Genomic DNA, 19,989 nt, shown 5'->3' with positions numbered 1-19,989 from the left:
GTCCGGTGAAGGCGCGCGTACGCGTCCGTTTCACTGAACGGACGTGGAGTACCACGGCGGATCGGACGGACGACTCGGTAATATCAAATTTCTATTACGTGGGTGGCTTCGGTTCCGGAGCCCCGCCGGCGCCAGCACGAGGCCGATCGGGCTCGCCGGCGGTGCCCGAATTTATAACCGATCGCCGACGATGCCCGGTATGTCCAGCGACGGATCTCCCCGGGAGCACGATCCAGCCTCGGAGCCGCGGGATCGGATCGGACCGAGTCAGAGCGGGTTCTGGCCGCGCTTCTGGTTCAACGTGTGCCAGTTCTCGGAGTACTACTTCATGCTCCTCATCATGCTGACGGTGTTCGCGGTGCTCAACGCGATCGCGATGTCGCTCGCCGAGCAGTCCACCGCGTCGTTCGTCATCTCGGTGATGGTGTTCGTGCTCCTCGGCACGACCGGCGCCGGCGTCGCACTCGTCCTCTGGCAGTGCAACCGGATGCGCGCCCCGCAGGTCGAGGACGACGAGTCGTAGCGCGCTTCAAACTCCCTGCTCCTCTCGGTTCCGCCCGGAATCCTCCCCGACCTCGCACCGCCGGATCGGTCTGATCTCACACCGTCGGTTTCTCCCGCGAGCGTACAACACCCATTTATCCCCCTGCTCCATACTGTGTGCCCATGTCACGTGATCGGTTCGACGCGATCCCGCGGCGCCAGCTCGTCCGGAGTGCCGTGGCGATCGGCGGGGCCAGCGCACTGTCGGCGTGTCTCAACGTAGAGTCGGGAGCCTCGAACGCCCCGGGGAACTCGACCAACGCGACCGATTCCGATCCATCCCCCGAAGACCAGAACTACCCGAAAGGTCCCGAGGACCTCTCGACACTGCCCGAGCGCCAGCACGCCTGGAACGCGTATCTCCGACGTGCGCCCTCTGGCAACACGAGTCTCCCGGAACAGCAGCTCGTCCTGTTCTACGAGTACACCGGCTCCGTCCCGCCCACGACCGCGGAACGAGCTGCGGTCGAGGACACGTTCAAGTCGATCGAGCGCGCCTACCAGCGCGGCACCGGCGGCGACACGGGGGCGACGTGGGCCCGTGGACTCCTGTTCATGCTCGGCTACGCGCCGACCTACTTCGATCGCTTCGACGAGTCGCTCCCGGCGGACGTCGACCTCCAGCGACCGGCGGACGTCATCGACCGACTCGGCGAAGACGAGGCCACGCCCGAGGAGGCAGACGTCGCCATCCTGCTCAACAGTGACTTCGGCGGAATTCCGCTGTCCGTCGAGGAGGTGCTCAACGGGAACCTCGACGCGATCAACGGCGTCACCGTCGAGGGGGACTTCGCCTCCGTGTTCGAGCAGATCGGCCGCCGGCCCGCTGTCGTCGGCCGCGGCAACCCCGCGGCGGAGCTCGACCACCCCAAAATCAGGGAAGAATCGCCGCTCTCGATGGGGTTCAAGTCCGGTTTCGACGACTCGAACGCACCCGAAGACGCGGTCACGTTCGAGGACGGCCCGTTCGCCGGCGGCACGACCCAGCTCGTCAGCCGCCTCGGCATCGACCTCGATAGCTGGTACGAGCTCGACGACCAGGCACAGGTCACCCAGATGTTCGGGACGAGCTACGACGAAGAGCAGGTCGGCGACACGGCCGAGGATCTCGGCGCGCACAGCGGCATTACCGAGGAAAACACGGAGAACCTCGACGAGAAGGCCGAGGCACACGGCCGGCTCGGACACACCCAGAAGACGGCCCGCGCGCGCGACGATTCGTTCGTACCGAAGATCCTCCGCCGCTCGGAGGGGAACGTCTCCGACCCCGAGCACGACGCGGGGATGAATTTCACGTCGGTCCAGCACGGGATCGAGGAGTTCGTCGCAACGCGCGAGGCGATGAACGACCTCGGCTCCGACGACATCGACGCCCACCACAGCGGCATCGTCGACTTCCTGACCGTCGAGCGCCGTGGCACGTATCTCATCCCGCCGCGATCCAAGCGCGCACTGCCGTCTCCCCAGCCCGACGGGGAGTGACTGGTCGGGCGGGCACCTCGCTGCGGTTCAGTCCTCGTACTCGAGTCGCTGCTGGATCCCCTCGGGCGTAATCCGGATCCGGCCGCCGGCGGGAACGTCCTCGAAGGTTCGTTCCGTCCCGTCGGGCCAGACCACGCGAAGCTCGTCGACCGCCTCCGCGTCGCCGAGCCCCACGTGGAGGACGCTGCTCTCCTGTGACTGGAAGTCCGCGCGGGCGTTCGAGACGAACTGCTGGGTCTCGCCGTTCGACGTGGCGTAGAGCTTCGCGCCGACGGCGGTGCCGGCGTCGCCGCCGTCGACGACGACCTGGAGGCTGTTGCCCTGCTCGGCCTGGTTCTCGTAGAACAGGTACTCGTCGTCGTAGGTCGCGACGGCGAGGTCGAGCGAGCCGTCGAGGTCGTAGTCGATCCGGCTCATGCCCCGCCCGTCGGCGCTCTTCAGGCCGATCTCGCCGGCGTCCTGGCGGTAGAACTGGCCGTCCTGCTGGAGCCAGACCATCGGGAGGTCGTAGATGGGGTTCTCTTCGTCGAAGGTCAGGACCGTCTGGGTGGTGTGGAACGCGTCGCGTTCCCCGTCGCTGTCGAGGTCCGCGAGCGCGGCCGCCCAGCCCCAGCCCCCTTCCGCGACCCCCACCTGGTCGCCGACGTCGTCGTAGCCGTCGCCGGTGGGCTGGAGGAGGTTGTTCCCCTGTAGCCGCTTCCCGAGGCGGATCGAGAAGAAATCGGAGATGAGCTCCCGCTGGGTCGGTGGGAGCTCGCGGATCCGATCGCGCGGGAAGAAGATGTTCGTCACGAACAGCTCCGGCCGGTCGTCGCCAAGCACGGTGGCGACCTCCGAGGACATGCCGTTCCGGTCGGTGGACGAACCCATCGTCTCGCGGGTGAACGTGCCGTCGCCGTCGTTGTAGTAGATCGTGTCGTTGTAGTAGTCGTTGGCGACGTGGATGTCCGGCAGGCCGTCGTCGTTCAGGTCGGTGAAGCTCGTCGCGAGACTCCAGTGGTGGCCGCGGCCGTCGGGGCCGATCCCGGCGTCGTCCGCGCGCTCGAAGCCGTCGCCACAGCTGCCCCGGTAGAGGGCGTTGGGATTGCCGTTGTCGGTCTCCCAGTAGCTGTTCTGCCACGCCTGCGGCGTGTTCTCCGACCAGAGGCCGTTCTGGGCGACGAACAGGTCGAGACAGCCGTCGCCGTCGTAGTCCGCCGTCGTCGCGGCGACCGGATTGGCGAACGCGTCGTCGAGCCCCACGTCCCGCTGCTCGAACGATCCGCCCTCGTTCTCGAGGAAGATCGGCGTCCCCGAGCGCGGGAAGAGGAGGAGGTCCTCGCTGCCGTCGTTGTCGCGGTCGAGCCAGAGCGCGCTCTGGATTCGTCCGGCGTCCGGTGTGGAGACGTTCGGCAGGGCGCCGGAGCGTTCGAACCCGTCGCCGGTGTTGTGGAACAGCGCTGGCGACTCGCCGCCGAGCACGAGCACGTCGTCCCGCAGATCGCCGTCGTAGTCGGCGACGTAGATGCCGTCGTTGCCGTTGCCGGCCCCGCTCTCAACGGAACTGTACTCGAACCCGATCTCCCCGGAGACCTCGGCGAAGGACAGGTCCGTGGCGTTCGGCGCCGGGCCCGTCGCTCCGTCGACCGCCACGGTGCCGGGGACCGTGATGGCACACCCTGCCAGAAAGACTAGCAACACCACTGCGATGCCCACGGCGACCGTTCGCATATCCCATAGAGATTTGACTGCTGCTGATAAGCTTGTTGGAGTGATCGCCGTCCGCGGTCCCGGGGTCAGACCGCGTTTTCCACCTGTTCGCTGCCCCGGGGAGACCGTTGCAGTCCCGAATCGAACGGTCGCGTCCGTCTCCGAACGAGCCGCCGCCGTCCGTCCCAGAATCACTCGCCTGCCATCTGTCTCGGATCGTGAGGTACTTGGTGCTGTGTCAGTACCTTCCCAAGCATGTCAGAGGAACCACCGGACGACGAGCATCTTCTCGAAACAGTCCGGGAGGATCCCACCTCGGTCGAGGTCGACGCGATCGTCAAACTGCTCGACCACGAGATGGGTACGTTCCGGAACATCGGCCTCATGGCGCTCTCGACGATCGCCTCCGAGCATCCGGACCGTGTCGTCGACCACGTCGACGTCGTCATCGACCACCTCGAGGACGAGTTCCCCGTCGCGGAGAGCACGGCCGCACAGGTCCTCTCTCGCATCGCCCCCGAGTACCCAGAGGCGGTCCGCCCCGCGATCCCGCGACTCGTCGAGCTCCTCGACGAGATGCCGCCCCTGACCGGCTACCGGGCCGGCCGAGCGATCGGTCCGCTCCTCGAACACTACCCCGAGGACTTCGCGGCGGAGGTCGACAAACTCCTCGCGATCACGGACGATCTCCCCGACACCGGCGTTCCGACGGAAGCTGAGCTCGACGAGATGGAGCCCGAGATTCGCGAGAAGGTGATGGATCAGCTCTCCGCTCGCGGCGACGAGGTCGAGCACGACATCCAGCGCGTCTACGGCATCCGCGAGATGACGCTCCACGCGCTCGTCGAGGTCAGCGAGGTCGATCCCGAATCGCTCGTCGGTCGACTGACCGAGATCGAGCAGGCCTTCGACGCGGATCCGCCGATCGCCCGTGGCGCTGCGGCCGACGTCGTCGCGAACGTCGCCAAACACGATCCCTCGGCGGTCGAGCCCGTCATCGACGACGTGATCGAGATCGCACGCACCGACATCCGCGTCGCCCGCGTCCACGCGATTCAGGCGCTGGGCTTCGCCGAGGCCCCCGAGGCCGTCGAGCCGCTCCGGGAGGTCGCCGAGTCTGACGAGGAGGCAGTCTCCGAGGAGGTCAAAGAGCTCGCCACCGAGACCGCCGACTTCATCGAAGCACAGAACTAGGTCGCCGTTATTTCTCTCTCGAGGTACAGCTCTAGCGTTGGTACGCGGATTCGTTGCCCGCTGTGTATCTCGTCGTTGCGTCTCCGTTCACTCGCCGGCGGGACCCTGTTAGGGCGCGTAGATCACGACCCCGTCGTTTTTCGCGACCTCGATCCCCCACCGCGCCGTCGGGATCGATCCGCAGATCGACCCGCTCCTGTCCCTGTCCGCAGCACCGTTGCCGCCGCCTTCGGCGCTTCGCTACGGTCGCCTTGCCGGTTCGCCAATCAGTTACGCCGGCGGGTCCCCAGTCCCGACCATGACGACGGAGACGAACGCGACGACCGTCACGATCTGGAACGAGTACGTCCACGAGCGCGAGAACGACACCGTCGCCGAGATCTATCCCGACGGGATCCACGCGGTGCTGGCCGACGCGCTCGAGAACCGCGGCTTCGAGACGAGGGTCGCGACGCTCCAGCAGGACGAACACGGACTCACCGAATCGGTCCTCGCGGACACCGACGTGCTGACGTGGTGGGGCCACGCCGCCCACGACGAGGTCCGCGACGATGTCGTCGACCGGGTGATCGAGCACGTCCACGACGGAATGGGACTGCTCGTCCTCCACTCGGGTCACTTCTCGAAGCTCTTCCGTCGCCTGATGGGAACGTCCTGTGGGCTCCAGTGGCGTGAAGCCGCCGAGCGCGAGCGCGTCTGGACCGTCGCTCCGGGCCACCCGATCGCCGAGGGGATCGACGAGTGTTTCGAGATCGAGGCGGCGGAGATGTACGGGGAGCCATTCCGGGTCCCCGATCCCGACAAACTCGTCTTCACCTCCTGGTTCGAGGGCGGCGAGGTGTTCCGCTCGGGCTGTTGCTACGAGCGCGAGGACGGCCGGATCTTCTACTTCCGACCGGGCCACGAGACCTACCCCGTCTACCACGACGAGACCGTCCAGCACGTGATCGGGAACGCCGTCGAGTGGGCCGCCGCTGGCGGTCGCTCCGACGTGCCGGATCTCCGAAGCGTCGAGCCGCGAGAGGACATCGACACGAGCGACGAGCGAAGCGTCCACTGACTGCGGACGTCGTTTGGGGCCCTCTCCCTCCGCTGGTTCCGACGAGACTGCGGACTACGCCCCGGCCTCGTCGGCGGCCGTTTTCGCGTCCTCGAGGACGCGCTGGACCTCGACGACCTCGCCCGTATCGGCGCTCTCGACGGCGGCGAACACCAGCGCCATCGCCTGGAGGTTCGCGCGGGCGTTCGTCTCCATCGGCTCCCCGCCAGCACACCAGTCGGCGAACTGTTCGACGAGCCACGCGTTCGACCACTTCGCCTGCTCGTCGAGGTCGACCGGATCGCCGTCCTCGAAGCGTTCGTTGCCGATGCAGCCCTCGGCCTCGCTGTCGTACGGAAACGCCCGCAGCTCGTGGCCGTCGAGCACGAGGGTCGCGTCCGTGCCGTCGACGCGGACGTGCTCGTCGCCCCAGCCGTTCAGCATGGCCGCGTTGGTGTTCTGGCCCTCGTAGACGACGCTCGTGCCGTTCTCCATCACGAGCTGGACGTTCGCGTTCGGCTCCGCGGCAAAGTCGGAGTGCTCCGGGTTCCACGCGTGGCAGTAGACCGTATCGGCGCGATCGCCGGCGAGGTCGGCCAGCAGATCGAGGTGGTGGACGGCGCCGTCGACGAGCAGCGGGTGCTCCTTGAGGTCGTAGAGTCGCGGCGTCGCCCAGCTTCCGTAGGATCGAGCGTTGACTGCGTAGCGGCTGTAGACGTTGTCGACGTCGCCGGCGTCGCCCGCCTGGACGGTCCGCCGGAGCGACGTGACGTCCCGTCGATACCGGTGGCTCATGGTGACGCCCATCTTCAGGCCAGCGTCCTCGACGGTCCTGACGAAGCGGACGGCGTCCTCCATGGTGTCCGCCAGCGGTTTCTCGGTGAGGACGTCCAGATCGTGCTCGACTGCCAGGTCGATCAGCGGCTCGCGGGCGCTCGGTGGGACGACGAGCGACACGGCGTCGGCGTCGACCGCCGCCAGCGCCTCGGCGGCGTCCGTGAAACATCGCTCAGGCTCCAGGTCGAGCGCGTCGACGGCATTGGTCAGCGCGGCTTCGTCCTGGTCGACCGCGGCGACGACTTCGATCGTCCCGTCTGCCACGTTCGGTGGCAGCGTCTCCCGACACCAGTGCTCGCCCTGTCCACCGGTACCGATCTGCACGAGTCTCAGTGTCACACTCGCGGCTTCACGAACAGTCGCGTTCACTCTGACGGTCTCGGCAACGACGATCGCGAGGTACGGTTTGCCACACAGTTGCCGGGCAGACGGAAGCGTCGTCTCGAGTCCGAACGCGTTCGTGCGTCCGGCGCAGGCAGGGTAACGTGCTCACCTGACCGGCGCTGTCGAGAGCACCGCGTTACTCCCCTAGCGCGGCCGCGTTCGACGTATCTACCGTTGCCCTCGTCCTCGCTCTCGTCCCAGATCCGAATGCACCGAATTCCGGCTGTTCGTGACGGCGACCTACCGGCGTCACCGCGGCCGCTCGTCAGGCGGAAACCGGGCTGTGCGTCTCCCGAGGACTCCCAGCGAGCCTTGCCGGATTCCTGGTCTCGACGACCGGTCTCATCTGGTGGTGAAAGCCGGATGCTACCGAGTGACGGTACCTGCCGATCTCGGCCCGCTCAGCGCCGTTTGCTACCGACCACCGACATATGAAACATTTATGTATGTGTGACCATGACTGAGTGATCGTATGGCAGATAGCCATTCAAGTGGGGACTATAGCGACGTGGTCTCCCGACGGAAATTCGTATCGCTCGCTGGAACAACGGGAGCAGCAGCCGTCGCGGGTTGCCTCAGCGGTGACGGGGGCGGCGGTGACGACGGCGGCTCCGGTGGCCCGTACGACTACGAGGACGAGAACATCTGGTTCGAGACGGCCTCCGGCTCGTTCGCCGTCGACACGTTCCAGTACAACCCCACGGTTGGCTGGAACATTCCTCACAGCCAGTTCGGCGTGTTCGCACGCTGGACCCAGTACGACTACATCAACGACGAGTTCATGCCCCACCTCATCACGGACTGGGAGCACACCGGCGGCGCGTTCGTGTGCACCATGTCCGAGAACTTCACGTGGGGCTCCACCGGGAACTCGATCACGGCTGAGGACCTCGTTCTCCAGCTCCAGATCCAGATCAACAACGGCGACCAGCTCGGTGAGCTCAGCGACAACATCGAGGCCTCCGGCGAGTACGAGCTCACGGTGAGCTACCCCGAGGACACCCGCCAGGACTTCGTTAAGTACTCCGTCCTCGACCGGCAGGCCGCGTTCGCGCCGTCGATCTGGGAGGGCGAGGCCGACAACGAGTCGCCCGCCGACGTCGAGGTCACTACTCCCGATCCGTCGGGTCCCCTCGCACTCACGTCCCGAGAATCCAACTTCCACCGGTACGAGCCCCGTAACGGACTCGAGGACTACGCCGACGACCCCGTCGCCGGCAACCACTACAACTGGAATGGCTACGACGTGGGTTACCGAGACTCCAACAACGCGTTCCACTCTTCCTTCGAGGCAGGCGAACTCGACGGCGTTCACAGCCTGTTCGCGGACCCGGAGACGCTCGACCGGTTCCCCGACACCATCCGTCAGTTCCAGATCCCCGGCGGCTTCGGGATGGGTATCTGGCCGGACCACTCCGACGAGCCGTGGAGCATCCGAGAGGTCCGCCAGGCGCTCTACTACTCGCTCGACCGCAACGCGATCATCGAGAACGTCGGTGCGTCGACGAAGGTCGGTCACCCCACCCCGACGGGGCTGACCGCTGCGACCGTCGAGACGTACCTCGGCTCCGAGAACCCCGAGGGCTTCAACACCTACTCGCTCAACACCGACAAGGCCGAGTCGCTGCTGTCCGACGCCGGCTACTCGATGAGCGACATCAACTCTACGATGACGTACCCCGCACCGTGGTCCGACTGGGCCGTCGCGGCGCAGGGCGTCCTCGACCAGGTGCAGAACGCAGGCTGGGGCATCGAAGGTAACGGGAACTCCAACGGACCCGGTTCCTACGCTGCCAACCTCGGCGACGGCTTCGACCTCGCCGTCGACCAGCACTCCCAGAGTGGGAGCCAGGCCAACATCCCGTACTTCAGCCTCAACTACATCCTCCGCAACACGCTGCGCGAGGAGGACAACTCGCACTTCGCTCACTACGACAAGAACGAAGTCGAGATCGACGGCGACACGATCAACATCGACGAGACGCTGGAGGCGCTCTCCTCGGCATCCTCGGGCGAGCGTGAGCAGTACATCCGGGATCTCGCACTGATCGTCAACAAGGACGTGCCCGTCATCTACATCATGGAGAAGTACGAGCAGTCCTTCATCGACACCGCGCAGTTCGACATCCCGCCGGAGGGCGAGGTCGGATCGCACGGTTCCGTCTTCTGGCCGCTCTGGTGGCTCCCCCAGGTCAACGAGAAGCTGGGCTCCGCCACCGAGGAAGCGACGGACGGCCTGATGAAGGCACGAACCAACTGATCGCCGCGGGCCACTTTCTTATTTCCAATGAACTGGTACGTAAAACGGACCGGGCAGGCGCTGTTCACGCTCTGGGCAGTCGCATCGCTGGCGTTCTTCCTGACGCGGCAGATGCCGGGGGATCAGGTCGCGACGTACGTCGATCAGGTCATCCAGAACAACCCCAACATCGACCCGGAGATCGTCCGAAAGAACATCGCAGAACAGCTGATGATCGACCCCGATGCGCCGTTCCACGAGGCGTATATCACGTACTTCGGGGAGCTACTCTCTGGGAACCTGGGCTACTCCATCGAGGCCCAACAGAACCTGAACTCGCTGATGGCGGAGACCGTCCCGTGGACGCTGTTCGTCATGGCCATCGCGACGTTCGGCCTCTTCGGAATCTCGCTCGCACTTGGCGCGATCATGGCCTACAAGGAGGGGTCCCTCTTCGACCTCTCGAACACGCTGGTGGGCATGGTCACGACGTCGATCCCCTACTACGTCGCCGGACTGCTGTTGATCATCTACATCGGCTATGGCGACGGGATCATCACGCAGCACTTCCCTGTGCGGTACAAGCTGCCTAACGGCGTCGACCCGGGTTTCACCCTGGCGTTCATCAGTGGTGCATTCAGGCACGCGACGCTGCCAGCACTGTCGTACGTCATCACGGCGTACGGGCTGCTCGCGCTGTCGATGCGTGGTAACAGCATTCAGGTGCTCGGCGAGGACTACGTGCGCGTCGCACAGCTCCGAGGACTCCCCGACAGGCGCATCGCGCTCCGCTACGTGGGCCGCAACGCAGTGCTCCCACTCTACACGAGCCTGCTCCTGTCGATCGGGTTCATGCTCGGTGCGTCGGTCATCCTGGAGCAGATCTTCCAGTATCAGGGCGTCGGCTGGTGGATGGACCGCGCCGTCCAGTACACCGACATCCCGCTGATGATGGCGATCTTCCTGATGATCACGGTGAGCGTCGTCATCGCCACGTACATCGCCGACCTGACGTACGGCTATCTGGATCCGCGGATCAAATCGGGTGATGAAGGTGAAGCCTACTGAGGAAGACACGACGGACGACGTTCGCACCGACGGCGGTCAGATGTTCGACGACGCCGAAGCGACGGACGTCGGTCCCGTCCAGGAGTACAAGGAGGTCCTCTACGAGGGCCTCGTCGCGCCCGCGAAGATTGCGTGGTCGGACTGGCGAACGAAGAGCGGCCTCCTCATTCTGGGGTCCTTCGTGTTCATCGCCATTCTGGTGGACCTCCACCAGAGCGGCTACACGATCCTGAACGACTTCCTCGGCGTCGTGGGGTCGCCCTGGGAGCTCACGCGACCGTCGAGCGCCTACGGCTGTGACCCCGACGGCAGTAACTGCGTCGCCGGGTACGAACGAGGTCGCATGCCGTTCGAGAACTGGCAGACGCCGCTCGGGACCGACCCCGAGGGACGAGACATCTTCGCCGGGATCGTCTGGGCGACGCCGCGCATGCTCCGGATGATCATGGCGGGTGGCGTCTTCTCGATCGTCGTCGCGACGATCGTCGGCACGGTCGCGGGCTACAAGGGTGGTGTAGTCAACACGATCCTGATGACCCTGACCGACATCGCAATGTCGATCCCCGGCCTCCCGCTGGTGATCGTCCTCGTCGCGATTCTCGACCCGACGAACCCCTACCTCATCGGGGTCGTCGTGACGATCAACGTCTGGGCCGGGCTTGCCCGGACGATCCAGTCCCAGGTGCTCTCGCTGCGCGAGCAGTCCTACGTCGAAGCGTCCCGGACGATGGGCGTCGGGACGCCCACGATCATCCAGAAGGACATCCTGCCGAACCTGATGCCGTACATCATGGTCAACTTCGTCTACTCGGCACGTCGGGTGATCTACGACACGGTGGGGCTGTACTTCCTGGGCTTCCTGTCGTACTCGACGATCGCGAACTGGGGCGTGATGATGAACTGGGCATATGCCCAGCACAGTGCGCTCGCACCGAGCGGCCCGCGGTACCTCATCATCGTCCCGATGGCGCCGATCGTGTTCCTCTCGTTCGGCCTCATCCTGCTCTCGCAGGGTACCGACCGGCTGTTCAACCCGCGCGTGCGGACGCGTCACGAGGGTGACACAGTCGAAGACCACGAGATGGACGACGACGACAGTGTCCAGCCGGCAATGGCCTAATATGAGCACGCACAACACACCAAACGAGAGTGGAGAGATGTACAGCGCCTCGGAGACGATAATCGAGCTCCGCAACACGGAGGTCGTCTTCGACATGAGCCGTGGCGTCTCCCGCGTGCTCGACAACGTCGACCTCGACATTCGCCGGGGGGAGATCCTCGGCATCGTCGGCGAGAGTGGCAGTGGCAAGTCGATGCTCGCGTCCGCGATGCTCGACGCGGTCGTCGACCCGGGCATCCTCTCTGGGCAGATTACCTACTACCCGGAGGACGGCGATCCCGTGAACGTCCTCGGGCTGAGCGACGAGGAGCTCAGGCGGCTCCGCTGGGAGGACATCTCGATGGTCTTCCAGGGGGCGATGAGCTCGTTCAACCCGACGATGTCCGTCAAGGGTCACTTCGTCGAGACGCTCGAGGCCCACGACTACGACCGCGAAGAAGGGATGGAGCGAGCCCGGGAGCTGCTCTCGGACCTCTACCTCGATCCCGAGCGCGTGCTCAAGTCCTATCCCCACGAGCTGAGCGGTGGGATGCGACAGCGCGCCCTCATCGCCCTGTCGGTGGTCCTCGAGCCGGATCTGCTCGTCATGGACGAGCCGACCGCGGCACTGGACCTCCTCATGCAGCGGTCGATCCTCTCGCTGCTGGAGGGGCTCAAGGAGAAGTACGACCTCACGATGGTGTTCATCACCCACGACCTGCCGCTCGTCGCCGAGCTGGCACACCGCATGGCGGTGATGTACGCCTTCGAGCTCGTCGAGAAGGGGTCGACGGAGGAGATCCTCCGGAATGCGGCCCATCCGTACACGCGAGCACTACTGAACTCGACGCCGAACCTCGACGCACCGCTCTCGGAGATGACGTCGATCGAGGGGTCGGCCCCGGACCCGGTGAACGTCCCCGAGGGATGTTCCTACCATCCGCGGTGTCCCCTCGCCGACGAGCAGTGCGTCGCGGAGTCGCCGGACTTCCACGAGGTCAGCGACACCCACCAGGTGGAGTGTTTCCACTGGGAGGACGCTGCCGAGGCGATTCCGTTCAACATCGAACAGCAACCGGTCGAGGAGAGTGAGGCACGATGAGCGTCGACACACATCCCGAATACGCCGATCAGGAACCGCTCGTTTCCCTCGAGGAAGTCGAAGTGCACTTCGAGGAGAGCAGCGGCCTGTTCGACTTCAGCGAGCCCGAAGTGGTTCGGGCGGTCGACGGCGTCGACCTCGACATCTACGAGAAGGACGTCGTCGCACTCGTCGGCGAGTCCGGCTGTGGGAAGACCACGCTGGGCAAGACGACCATCGGCCTGCAGCGGCCGACCGGCGGGAGCGTCAAGTACCGCGGACAGGACGTCTGGGACGCCAAGGACGGGAAGGGTGACGTCGAGATCCCCTACAAGGACATCCGCTCGTCCCTCCAGATCATTCACCAGGACCCCGGTTCGTCGCTGAATCCGAACCGTCGGGTCATGAAGATCCTGGAGGCCCCGCTCAAGCGCTGGCAGAGCCAGATGAGCGCGGGCGACCGCCGCGGACAGGTGCTCTCGATGCTCGAGGAGGTGGGGATGACGCCGCCGGACGACTACGCCGGCCGCTACCCCCACCAGCTCTCGGGCGGCGAGAAACAGCGCGTCGCGCTGGTGCGGGCCCTGCTGATGGACCCGGACCTCATCCTGGCCGACGAGGCCGTCAGCGCGCTCGACGTGTCGCTTCGCGTCGAGATGATGGACCTCATGCTGGACCTCCAGGACAAGTTCGACACGTCGTTCGTGTTCGTCTCGCACGACCTGTCGAACGCGCGCTACTTCGCGGCCCACAGCGGCGGCCGCATCGGCGTGATGTATCTCGGCGAGCTCGTCGAGATCGGGCCGGCCGAGAAGATCATCAACAACCCCCAGCACCCCTACACCAAGGTGTTACGCTGGGCGACGCCGGACCTCGCACCGGATAGCTCGGGTAGCGACAAGCCGCCCGTGCGCAAGATCGACATTCCGGACCCGAAGAACCCGCCGCCGGGCTGTCGGTTCCACACTCGGTGTCCGGAGGCCCGCCAGGTCTGCATGGAGCAGACCCCGCCGGAGTACACCACCGAGGAGTTCCACGAGACCAAGTGCTTCCGGGAGGACGACTCCCACGAGTACTGGTCGAGTCCGCAGATCACGGACGAGGCGGACGGCGGCGGCGACCTCTACTCCGAGGCCGACGACTGATCGCCGTCTTCTTCTCTCGGTTTCGACTGTCGATCAGCGGCTGCGCTCGCGCAGTTTGTGTGCTACTGCCCTGGAGACGTGTCCGAGCGACAGGCTCGGCGAGCGCGTGGAAGCGCGGACGAGAAAGACGGCGTTACGTCAGGCGGTCGGCTCGACGGTCGGCACCGGGACGCTATCGAGGACGTCCTCGACGATACCGTCGAGTTCGACGCCCTCGACGGCCGCCTCCGGCGTGAGCACGAGCCGGTGGGCGAGGACGGGGCCCGCGACGTGGCGGACGTCGTCGGGCGTGACGAACTCGCGTCCCTCGATCACGGCGCGAGCCCGCGCGGCCTCGAACAGCCGCTGGGTGCCACGCGGGGAGACGCCGGTCTGGATCTGTGGCCGGATCCGCGTCGCCCGGCCCAGCGCAGCGACGTACTCGAGCACGTCGGGGTCGACGTGGACGTCCTCGGGCACGTCTCGTAGCTCCCGGACGGTCGGGCCGTCGAGGATGGGCTCGACGGTCGGCGTCTGGTCGCTCCTGCCGGCCCGGCGGCGGAGCAACTCGAGTTCGCCTTCCTCCTCGGGGTAGCCGAGCGTCGTCTTGACCAGGAACCGATCGACTTGCGCCTCTGGAAGCTCGAAGGTGCCCTCCTGCTCGATCGGGTTCTGGGTCGCGATGACGAAGAAGGGGTCGGGCAACTCGTGGGTGTCGCCGTCGACGGTCACCTGCTCTTCCTCCATCGCCTCCAGCAGCGCGGCCTGTGTCTTCGGGGGCGCCCGGTTGATCTCGTCGGCGAGAACGACGTTCGCGAAGATCGGCCCCTCGGTGAACGCGAAGCTTCCGTCGGACTCGTCGAAGACGTGCGTCCCGGTGACGTCGGATGGAAGCAGGTCCGGCGTGAACTGGATGCGGGAAAACTCGAGCCCGAGCGCGGTCGCGAGGGAGTTCGCGGTGAGGGTCTTCCCGGTCCCCGGAACGTCCTCGAGGAGCACGTGACCCCGGGCCAGCACTCCGGTCAGCACGGTCTCCATAAACTCGCGGTCGGCGACGACCGCTTCCAGTACCTCGTCTGCGACGGCGCCCGCTCGCTCGCTTGCCTCCTCGACGTCCATACTCGCATCCCGAACCGGGAACAGTTGATTCTTTCTCCGGATCCGGGTGCCCGAATCGAAACGATTACACCCTTCAGCGGGGTACGGTGATCCGAGCCGAGGTAGCCTAGCCTGGCCAAGGCGGTTGCCTCGAGAGCAACTGTCCTCACGGACTCGGGAGTTCAAATCTCCCCCTCGGCGCTTCTCCGACGTCTCGACCGCGAGCGTAGCGAGCGGTCCGGTCGGAGAAGCGCCAGCTCGGAGATTTGAAGTAGACCGAACGCGCGCAGCCATGCGAGCACGTTCGGGCGTAGTTCAAATCTCCCCCTCGGCGTACTGCTTCGCGAACCGCCGTGAGCGAAGCAGAACTCGTCGGATCGGAGATCCGACGGCCGCTTCTTCGACGCTCCATGGCGAGCGAAGCGAACCGTACGGCCGGCGCGATCGAACGGTCCCGCTCGCTCTCGGCCATCGAGCCGGTGCCGTGGCCGGCCACCGACCTTTCTCTCACTGTTGTTTTTGGCTAGCCAAAAAACCGAAATCCCTTTATTGGTTTAGGCTGGCCAAAAACATATGGCAGACGATCGGAACAGCGGAACGGGATCGACGAGACGAGAACTGCTTGGAACAGGAGCCGCGGTCGCTACGGCCGCGACAGCAGGTTGTCTGGGCGGGGCGATCCCCGGCTCCGAGGACGGCGGCGAGGGTGCCTACTCGGTCGCGATGGAACCCGTGGGCGAGGTCGAGTTCGACGGCGTTCCCGAGACCTGGGTCGCGAACAACGGCAGCTGGGCGGACATGGGGATCGCACTCGGCCAGGCGCCACCCGAGGCGGTCTGGCTGACGGGCCGGTACCACACGAAGTACTACGACGCCATCCCGGGGCTGGAGGTCGACAAGAGCGACATGACCTCGCTGTCGGACAACGGCGTGGACAAGGAGCTGTTCTACGAGTTCGGGGCCGACGTCCACGTCATCGACCCGAACTTCCTGACGAACCGGTTCCCCAACTGGGAGTCCTCCGACGTCGTCGAGGTCAGCCGGATCGCGCCCTTCTTCGGGAACAGCATCTTCTCGACGGGCTACGACTGGCACGAGGGCTACCCGTACCTGTCCCTCTACGAGGCCTTCGAGAAGCTCGCAGCGGTCTTTCAGGAACGAGAGCGCTACGAGGCGTTCGTGACGCTCCACGACGAGTTCCAGTCGAACGTCACTGACGTGGTACCTACGGACGACGCGCCGTCGGTCGCCGTGATGTGGGGAGCGGGCGACCAGCCGGAGTCCTTCTCGCCGTACATCGTCGGCGAGGGGACGAGCTTCAAGCACCTCCGGGAGCTGGGCGTCGACGACGCCTTCGCGGAGACGGACGTGAGGGACTTCCACTCGAGCCGCGGCGCGATCGACTTCGAGACGTTGCTCGACGTCGATCCCGAGGTCATCCTCCTGCGCGGGCAGGAGGCCAAGTCCGCTACCGAGTTCCAGGACACGGTCCTGTCCTTCTTCGAGAACCACGACACCGCACGACAGCTCACAGCCGTCGAGAACGGCGACGTCTACCGCGCTGGCGGGCTCTACCAGGGCCCGATCACGAACATGGTGCTGACCGAGCGACTCGGTACGGCCCTCTACGGAATCGAGGAGGACCTGTTCGACCACGAGCGCGTCGCCGAGATCGTCGACGGGGAGATCTGAGAATGGCCGAGGCGTCCGACGCATCGACCCGGGACGGCCGTCAGGACGTCGCCATCGTCGGCGGCGGGCCCGCGGGCTGCGCCGCGGCCGTCTTCGTGGCGCGGTACGGGCTCGACGTCGTCGTCTACGACTCCGGCCCGTCCTCGCTCCGCCGGTGTGCGTTCCTCGAGAACTACCTCGGCTTCCCGGGCGGTCTTGACGTCGAGACGTTCCTCGACCTCGCGCAGGCCCACGCCAGCGAGGCCGGCGCGACGATCCGCGAGTCTCGCGTCGAGTCAGTCGAACGCGTCCAGGCCGACGCGCTGGGCGATCTGGAGCCCGATACGCTGACCGATCCGGACGCAGTGGTGCCCTTCGAGCTGACGCTCCACGACGGATCCACCGTCCGTGCGGATCGCGTGATCGCCGCGACGCGCTCGGGAGGCGAGTATCTCCGCCCGCTCGACGGCGACGCGATGTTCGAGGAGCACGAACACGACGGCGACGTTCACGAGCACTTCGACGGCGATTACGCGGACGCAGACGGCCGGACGCCGATCGACGGCCTCTACGTCGCCTCCCCCGCTGGCGAGCGCGACGTGCAGGCGATCGTCGCGGCCGGACAGGGTGCCCACGTCGCCCGGCGGCTGCTGGCGGACTGGCGCCGCGCCGAGGGCTACCCCGAGGGGCTCGACGAGGTGTACGACTGGCTCCGTCCCGAATCGGAGTTCGCCGGCGACTGGGACGGTCGCGATCGCTGGCGGGAGTGGTTCGAATCACGGCTGCCACCGGAGGCCGATACAGACGAGGACGACGACCTCCGGGCGCTCCGCGAGGCGTACGTCGATCAGGCGCTCGCGACCCGCCGGTCGCCCGAGGCCGTGGAGCGGCTGACAGCGGAGAGCGTCGCGCCGCTCGTCGAGACGATCGGCACGGACCGGGTTCTCGCGGCGATCGACGACGACCGCCTCCGGGAACATCTCGAGGCCGACCAGGAGCAGCCGGAGGGATCGATCGATGGCTGAGCGGCCGACGCCAACGAACGGCGAGAGCCAGGGCAGCGGTTCCGGCGGCGACACCGGGCTGCTCGGCGACGTTGCGTCGCGGTTCGCGTGGGTCGATCGGTCACTCGTCGGGCTCTGTCTCGCGAGCTCCCTCGTGGTGGTCCTCGCGGGGCTCGTCCAGGTCCGCTACGGCGCCTACGACATGACCATCGCGGAGGTCATCTGGGCGGTGCTGGACCCGAACGTTCTGCTCGATCACCGCTGGATGCTCAACTTCCTCGTCGGCGAGGATCTGATGCGGCTGCTGACCGGGTTCCAGGGCGAGCTGCCAGAGCTACCGCCGGAGACGCTGATCGTCTGGACGATCCGGATGCCGCGCGTGGTCGTGGCGGCGCTCGTCGGGATGAACCTCGCGCTCTCCGGCGCGATCTTCCAGGCGGTGACCCGCAACGAGCTCGCGAGCCCGTACATCCTCGGGGTCTCCTCGGGGGCGGGACTGGCCATCCTGCTGACGCTCGTCATGTTCGCTGGCCTCTCCGCGTACCTCCCGATCATCGCGGCGGGCGGCGGGGCGCTCGCCTTCCTGATCGTCTACGCGATCGCGTGGCAACACGGCACGTCGCCGGTCCGGCTGGTCCTCGCTGGCGTGATCGTCGGCACCGTCTTCCAGTCGCTCCAGACGGCGCTCTTTTTCTTCGCCGACAACATCGGCGTCGTCCAGTCCGCGATCCAGTGGACGACGGGCTCGCTGACCGGCGTCGAGTGGGAGGAGGCCCGCGTCGTCCTGCCGTGGACGGTCGTGGTCACGCTGTTGACCCTCGCTGGCGCCCGGCAGCTCAACGTCCTCCAGCTCGGCGAGCGGACGGCGAGCTCGCTGGGGATGAACGTCGAGCGCATGCGCTTTGCGCTCTCCGGCGTCGCCGTGCTCGCCGCCTCGGCGAGTATCGCCGTCGCTGGCATCGTGAGCTTCGTCGGCCTGATCGTCCCCCACGTCGTCCGCTCGGTCGTGGGGTCGGACTACCGGAAGATCGTCCTCGGCTGTCTGTTCGTCGGCCCAGCGCTGATGGTCGCCGCCGACGTCGGCGCGAGGCTCTTCTTCCCGATCGTGATGGACGTGAACAAGCAGATGCCCGTCGGCATCGTGACCGGTCTGGTCGGCGGGCCGTACTTCCTCTACATGATGCGCAGAAACGACCTGGGTGAGATCTGATGGCACAGCACGCACTCCAGCCGCCGGCCGAGCCGCCGAGCACGCTCACGTCGCGGGTGATCGGCGACGAGCCGCCCCGGCGACGACGCGCGGCCTCGACGGGCGAGACGGTGACCGACCGCGACGGGGCGCTGACCGACGTGAGCGACGAGGCCCGAACGGACGCGAGCACGTTCGACGCCGACGGGCTCGTCATCGGCTATCCGGGACTCGACGAGCCGGTCGTCGAGGACGCGTCGATCTGTCTGCCGCCGGGCGAGGTCACCGCGCTCGTCGGCCCGAACGGGAGCGGCAAGAGCACGCTGCTCGGCGGGCTCGCCGACCAGATCACGCCGGAGGCCGGCACCGTCCACGTCGACGGGACGAACCTCACCGACCTCGACGACAAGGAGCTGGCCCGGAAGCTCGGCTTGCTCTCCCAGGAGAACGTCTCGCCGGGTGCGCTCTCCGTCGAGGAGCTCGTCGGCCACGGCCGGTATCCCCACCGCGGGTTCTTCGAGGCGATGACCGCCGACGACCAGGAAGCGATCGACCGCGCGATCTCGCTGGCCGGCGTCGAGCACCTCCGCGAGCGCGACCTCGGCCAGCTCAGCGGCGGCCAGGCTCAGCTCGCCTGGATCGCGATGGTGCTCGCCCAGGAGACCGACGTCCTCTTGCTCGACGAGCCGACGACGTTCCTCGACCTCCACCACCAGCTGGAGGTCATGGACATCGTGCGGACGCTCCGCGACGAGTGGGCGGTCACCGTGGTTCTCGTCCTGCACGACATCGACCAGGCAGCCCGCTTCGCGGACTACATGGTCGCCCTCGACGACGGCGAGGTGTACGCAAGCGGCCGGCCAGCCGACGTGGTTACCGAACAGCTGCTCGCGGACGTCTTCGGCGTCGAGGCCCGCGTCGGCCAGAGCGAACACGGCCCGCGGATCACGCCGCTGCGCGCGCTCGAGGACGAGGAAGTGTAGCGACGCGGGCGACCACCGCTTTCTGCGCGACCGGCCGCATCCGCCGGGGTTTCGTGCGGTTGGACATTCACAGGGTGGGAATGGAAGGGGCCGACCGGTCGTGGCTTCCGACGAAGTAAGCACCGCAGGGAAGGAGCGTCGGCGACTGACCGAGGAGCGCAGCGAGGCAGAAGCCGCGAGCGGGAGGGGGCTTCCAGGCTGTCTTCGTCTGCGGAATTGTTCACCGTCTGGAATCGAACTTTTCCCTCCCCAGACCGTCCGTTCG

Annotated in this window: 16 protein-coding genes and 1 tRNA gene; 14 read left to right on the top strand and 3 right to left on the bottom strand. The window is 66.5% G+C overall.

Going from position 1 to position 19,989, the window contains the following annotated elements; all coding sequences use genetic code 11:
* Positions 1-199 precede the first annotated feature (199 nt).
* Positions 200-523, top strand: a complete 324-nt coding sequence (locus ACZ5KP_RS06985) for a hypothetical protein (protein ID WP_460923147.1) — start codon at positions 200-202, stop codon at positions 521-523.
* Positions 524-666: 143 nt separating this feature from the next.
* Complete coding sequence (locus tag ACZ5KP_RS06980) at positions 667-2,025, top strand: DUF7405 family protein (protein WP_460923149.1); 1,359 nt, start codon at positions 667-669, stop codon at positions 2,023-2,025.
* Positions 2,026-2,052: 27 nt separating this feature from the next.
* Here ACZ5KP_RS06980 and ACZ5KP_RS06975 read toward each other — a convergent pair whose 3' ends face one another.
* Positions 2,053-3,735, bottom strand: coding sequence for a CRTAC1 family protein (locus ACZ5KP_RS06975; protein ID WP_460923151.1), 1,683 nt, complete (start codon positions 3,733-3,735; stop codon positions 2,053-2,055).
* A 234-nt stretch (positions 3,736-3,969) separates the two neighbouring features.
* Between ACZ5KP_RS06975 and ACZ5KP_RS06970 the strand changes: the two genes are divergently transcribed.
* Positions 3,970-4,908 carry a hypothetical protein gene (locus ACZ5KP_RS06970; RefSeq protein ID WP_460923153.1) on the top strand — a complete coding sequence of 313 codons (939 nt, stop codon included), beginning with the start codon at positions 3,970-3,972 and terminating at the stop codon, positions 4,906-4,908.
* A 298-nt stretch (positions 4,909-5,206) separates the two neighbouring features.
* The gene (locus ACZ5KP_RS06965) at positions 5,207-5,968 is read left to right on the top strand and encodes a ThuA domain-containing protein (RefSeq protein WP_460923155.1); all 762 of its coding nucleotides are present in this window, start codon (positions 5,207-5,209) and stop codon (positions 5,966-5,968) included.
* 54 nt (positions 5,969-6,022) lie between these two features.
* Here ACZ5KP_RS06965 and ACZ5KP_RS06960 read toward each other — a convergent pair whose 3' ends face one another.
* Complete coding sequence (locus tag ACZ5KP_RS06960) at positions 6,023-7,123, bottom strand: Gfo/Idh/MocA family protein (RefSeq protein ID WP_460923157.1); 1,101 nt, start codon at positions 7,121-7,123, stop codon at positions 6,023-6,025.
* Positions 7,124-7,640: 517 nt separating this feature from the next.
* Between ACZ5KP_RS06960 and ACZ5KP_RS06955 the strand changes: the two genes are divergently transcribed.
* Genes ACZ5KP_RS06955 through ACZ5KP_RS06935 form a run of 5 tightly spaced genes read left to right on the top strand, consistent with a single transcriptional unit; the run spans position 7,641 to position 13,800 of the window.
* Positions 7,641-9,428 carry an ABC transporter substrate-binding protein gene (locus ACZ5KP_RS06955; RefSeq protein WP_460923159.1) on the top strand — a complete coding sequence of 596 codons (1,788 nt, stop codon included), beginning with the start codon at positions 7,641-7,643 and terminating at the stop codon, positions 9,426-9,428.
* Between the two features lie 27 nt (positions 9,429-9,455).
* Positions 9,456-10,475, top strand: coding sequence for an ABC transporter permease (locus tag ACZ5KP_RS06950; RefSeq protein ID WP_460923161.1), 1,020 nt, complete (start codon positions 9,456-9,458; stop codon positions 10,473-10,475).
* A complete protein-coding gene (locus tag ACZ5KP_RS06945) occupies positions 10,456-11,595 on the top strand; it encodes an ABC transporter permease (RefSeq protein WP_460923163.1) in 1,140 nt (379 codons plus the stop codon). Before ACZ5KP_RS06950 ends, ACZ5KP_RS06945 begins: the two co-directional genes overlap by 20 nt.
* A 1-nt stretch (position 11,596) precedes the next feature.
* Positions 11,597-12,676 (top strand): ABC transporter ATP-binding protein, encoded by a 1,080-nt coding sequence (locus ACZ5KP_RS06940; RefSeq protein ID WP_460923165.1) that lies wholly within the window; start codon positions 11,597-11,599, stop codon positions 12,674-12,676.
* Entirely contained in the window at positions 12,673-13,800 is a 1,128-nt protein-coding gene (locus ACZ5KP_RS06935) for an ABC transporter ATP-binding protein (protein WP_460923167.1), read from the top strand. The genes ACZ5KP_RS06940 and ACZ5KP_RS06935 overlap by 4 nt, the downstream gene beginning before the upstream one ends.
* Before the next feature lie 138 nt (positions 13,801-13,938).
* Here the strand turns inward: ACZ5KP_RS06935 and ACZ5KP_RS06930 are convergent, their stop codons facing one another.
* Positions 13,939-14,898, bottom strand: a complete 960-nt coding sequence (locus tag ACZ5KP_RS06930) for an AAA family ATPase (protein WP_460923169.1) — start codon at positions 14,896-14,898, stop codon at positions 13,939-13,941.
* A 95-nt stretch (positions 14,899-14,993) separates the two neighbouring features.
* On the opposite strand from ACZ5KP_RS06930, the gene ACZ5KP_RS06925 reads away from it, so the two are divergent.
* The 5 genes from ACZ5KP_RS06925 to ACZ5KP_RS06905 all read left to right on the top strand — a co-directional run bounded on the left by ACZ5KP_RS06925 (position 14,994) and on the right by ACZ5KP_RS06905 (position 19,724).
* A tRNA-Ser gene (locus ACZ5KP_RS06925) sits at positions 14,994-15,078 on the top strand.
* A 372-nt stretch (positions 15,079-15,450) separates the two neighbouring features.
* Positions 15,451-16,569 carry an ABC transporter substrate-binding protein gene (locus ACZ5KP_RS06920; protein ID WP_460923171.1) on the top strand — a complete coding sequence of 373 codons (1,119 nt, stop codon included), beginning with the start codon at positions 15,451-15,453 and terminating at the stop codon, positions 16,567-16,569.
* A gap of 2 nt (positions 16,570-16,571) precedes the next feature.
* Complete coding sequence (locus ACZ5KP_RS06915; protein WP_460923173.1) at positions 16,572-17,573, top strand: FAD-dependent oxidoreductase; 1,002 nt, start codon at positions 16,572-16,574, stop codon at positions 17,571-17,573.
* Entirely contained in the window at positions 17,566-18,762 is a 1,197-nt protein-coding gene (locus tag ACZ5KP_RS06910) for a FecCD family ABC transporter permease (RefSeq protein ID WP_460923175.1), read from the top strand. The genes ACZ5KP_RS06915 and ACZ5KP_RS06910 overlap by 8 nt, the downstream gene beginning before the upstream one ends.
* Entirely contained in the window at positions 18,762-19,724 is a 963-nt protein-coding gene (locus ACZ5KP_RS06905) for an ABC transporter ATP-binding protein (RefSeq protein WP_460923177.1), read from the top strand. The genes ACZ5KP_RS06910 and ACZ5KP_RS06905 overlap by 1 nt, the downstream gene beginning before the upstream one ends.
* Positions 19,725-19,989 lie beyond the last annotated feature (265 nt).

The organism is Salinarchaeum chitinilyticum (assembly GCF_055390775.1).
The sequence above is the reverse complement of the archived record's forward strand: the minus strand, read 5'-3'. Positions and strand labels throughout refer to the sequence as shown.

Bases quoted from the DNA above. Each gene is read 5' to 3' on its own strand.
- ACZ5KP_RS06985 (WP_460923147.1), top strand. From the start codon at position 200: ATGTCCAGCGACGGATCTCCCCGGGAGCACGATCCAGCCTCGGAGCCG.
- ACZ5KP_RS06980 (WP_460923149.1), top strand. From the start codon at position 667: ATGTCACGTGATCGGTTCGACGCGATCCCGCGGCGCCAGCTCGTCCGG.
- ACZ5KP_RS06975 (WP_460923151.1), bottom strand. From the start codon at position 3,735: ATGCGAACGGTCGCCGTGGGCATCGCAGTGGTGTTGCTAGTCTTTCTG.
- ACZ5KP_RS06970 (WP_460923153.1), top strand. From the start codon at position 3,970: ATGTCAGAGGAACCACCGGACGACGAGCATCTTCTCGAAACAGTCCGG.
- ACZ5KP_RS06965 (WP_460923155.1), top strand. From the start codon at position 5,207: ATGACGACGGAGACGAACGCGACGACCGTCACGATCTGGAACGAGTAC.
- ACZ5KP_RS06955 (WP_460923159.1), top strand. From the start codon at position 7,641: ATGGCAGATAGCCATTCAAGTGGGGACTATAGCGACGTGGTCTCCCGA.
- ACZ5KP_RS06950 (WP_460923161.1), top strand. From the start codon at position 9,456: ATGAACTGGTACGTAAAACGGACCGGGCAGGCGCTGTTCACGCTCTGG.
- ACZ5KP_RS06945 (WP_460923163.1), top strand. From the start codon at position 10,456: ATGAAGGTGAAGCCTACTGAGGAAGACACGACGGACGACGTTCGCACC.
- ACZ5KP_RS06940 (WP_460923165.1), top strand. From the start codon at position 11,597: ATGAGCACGCACAACACACCAAACGAGAGTGGAGAGATGTACAGCGCC.
- ACZ5KP_RS06935 (WP_460923167.1), top strand. From the start codon at position 12,673: ATGAGCGTCGACACACATCCCGAATACGCCGATCAGGAACCGCTCGTT.
- ACZ5KP_RS06930 (WP_460923169.1), bottom strand. From the start codon at position 14,898: ATGGACGTCGAGGAGGCAAGCGAGCGAGCGGGCGCCGTCGCAGACGAG.
- ACZ5KP_RS06920 (WP_460923171.1), top strand. From the start codon at position 15,451: ATGGCAGACGATCGGAACAGCGGAACGGGATCGACGAGACGAGAACTG.
- ACZ5KP_RS06915 (WP_460923173.1), top strand. From the start codon at position 16,572: ATGGCCGAGGCGTCCGACGCATCGACCCGGGACGGCCGTCAGGACGTC.
- ACZ5KP_RS06910 (WP_460923175.1), top strand. From the start codon at position 17,566: ATGGCTGAGCGGCCGACGCCAACGAACGGCGAGAGCCAGGGCAGCGGT.
- ACZ5KP_RS06905 (WP_460923177.1), top strand. From the start codon at position 18,762: ATGGCACAGCACGCACTCCAGCCGCCGGCCGAGCCGCCGAGCACGCTC.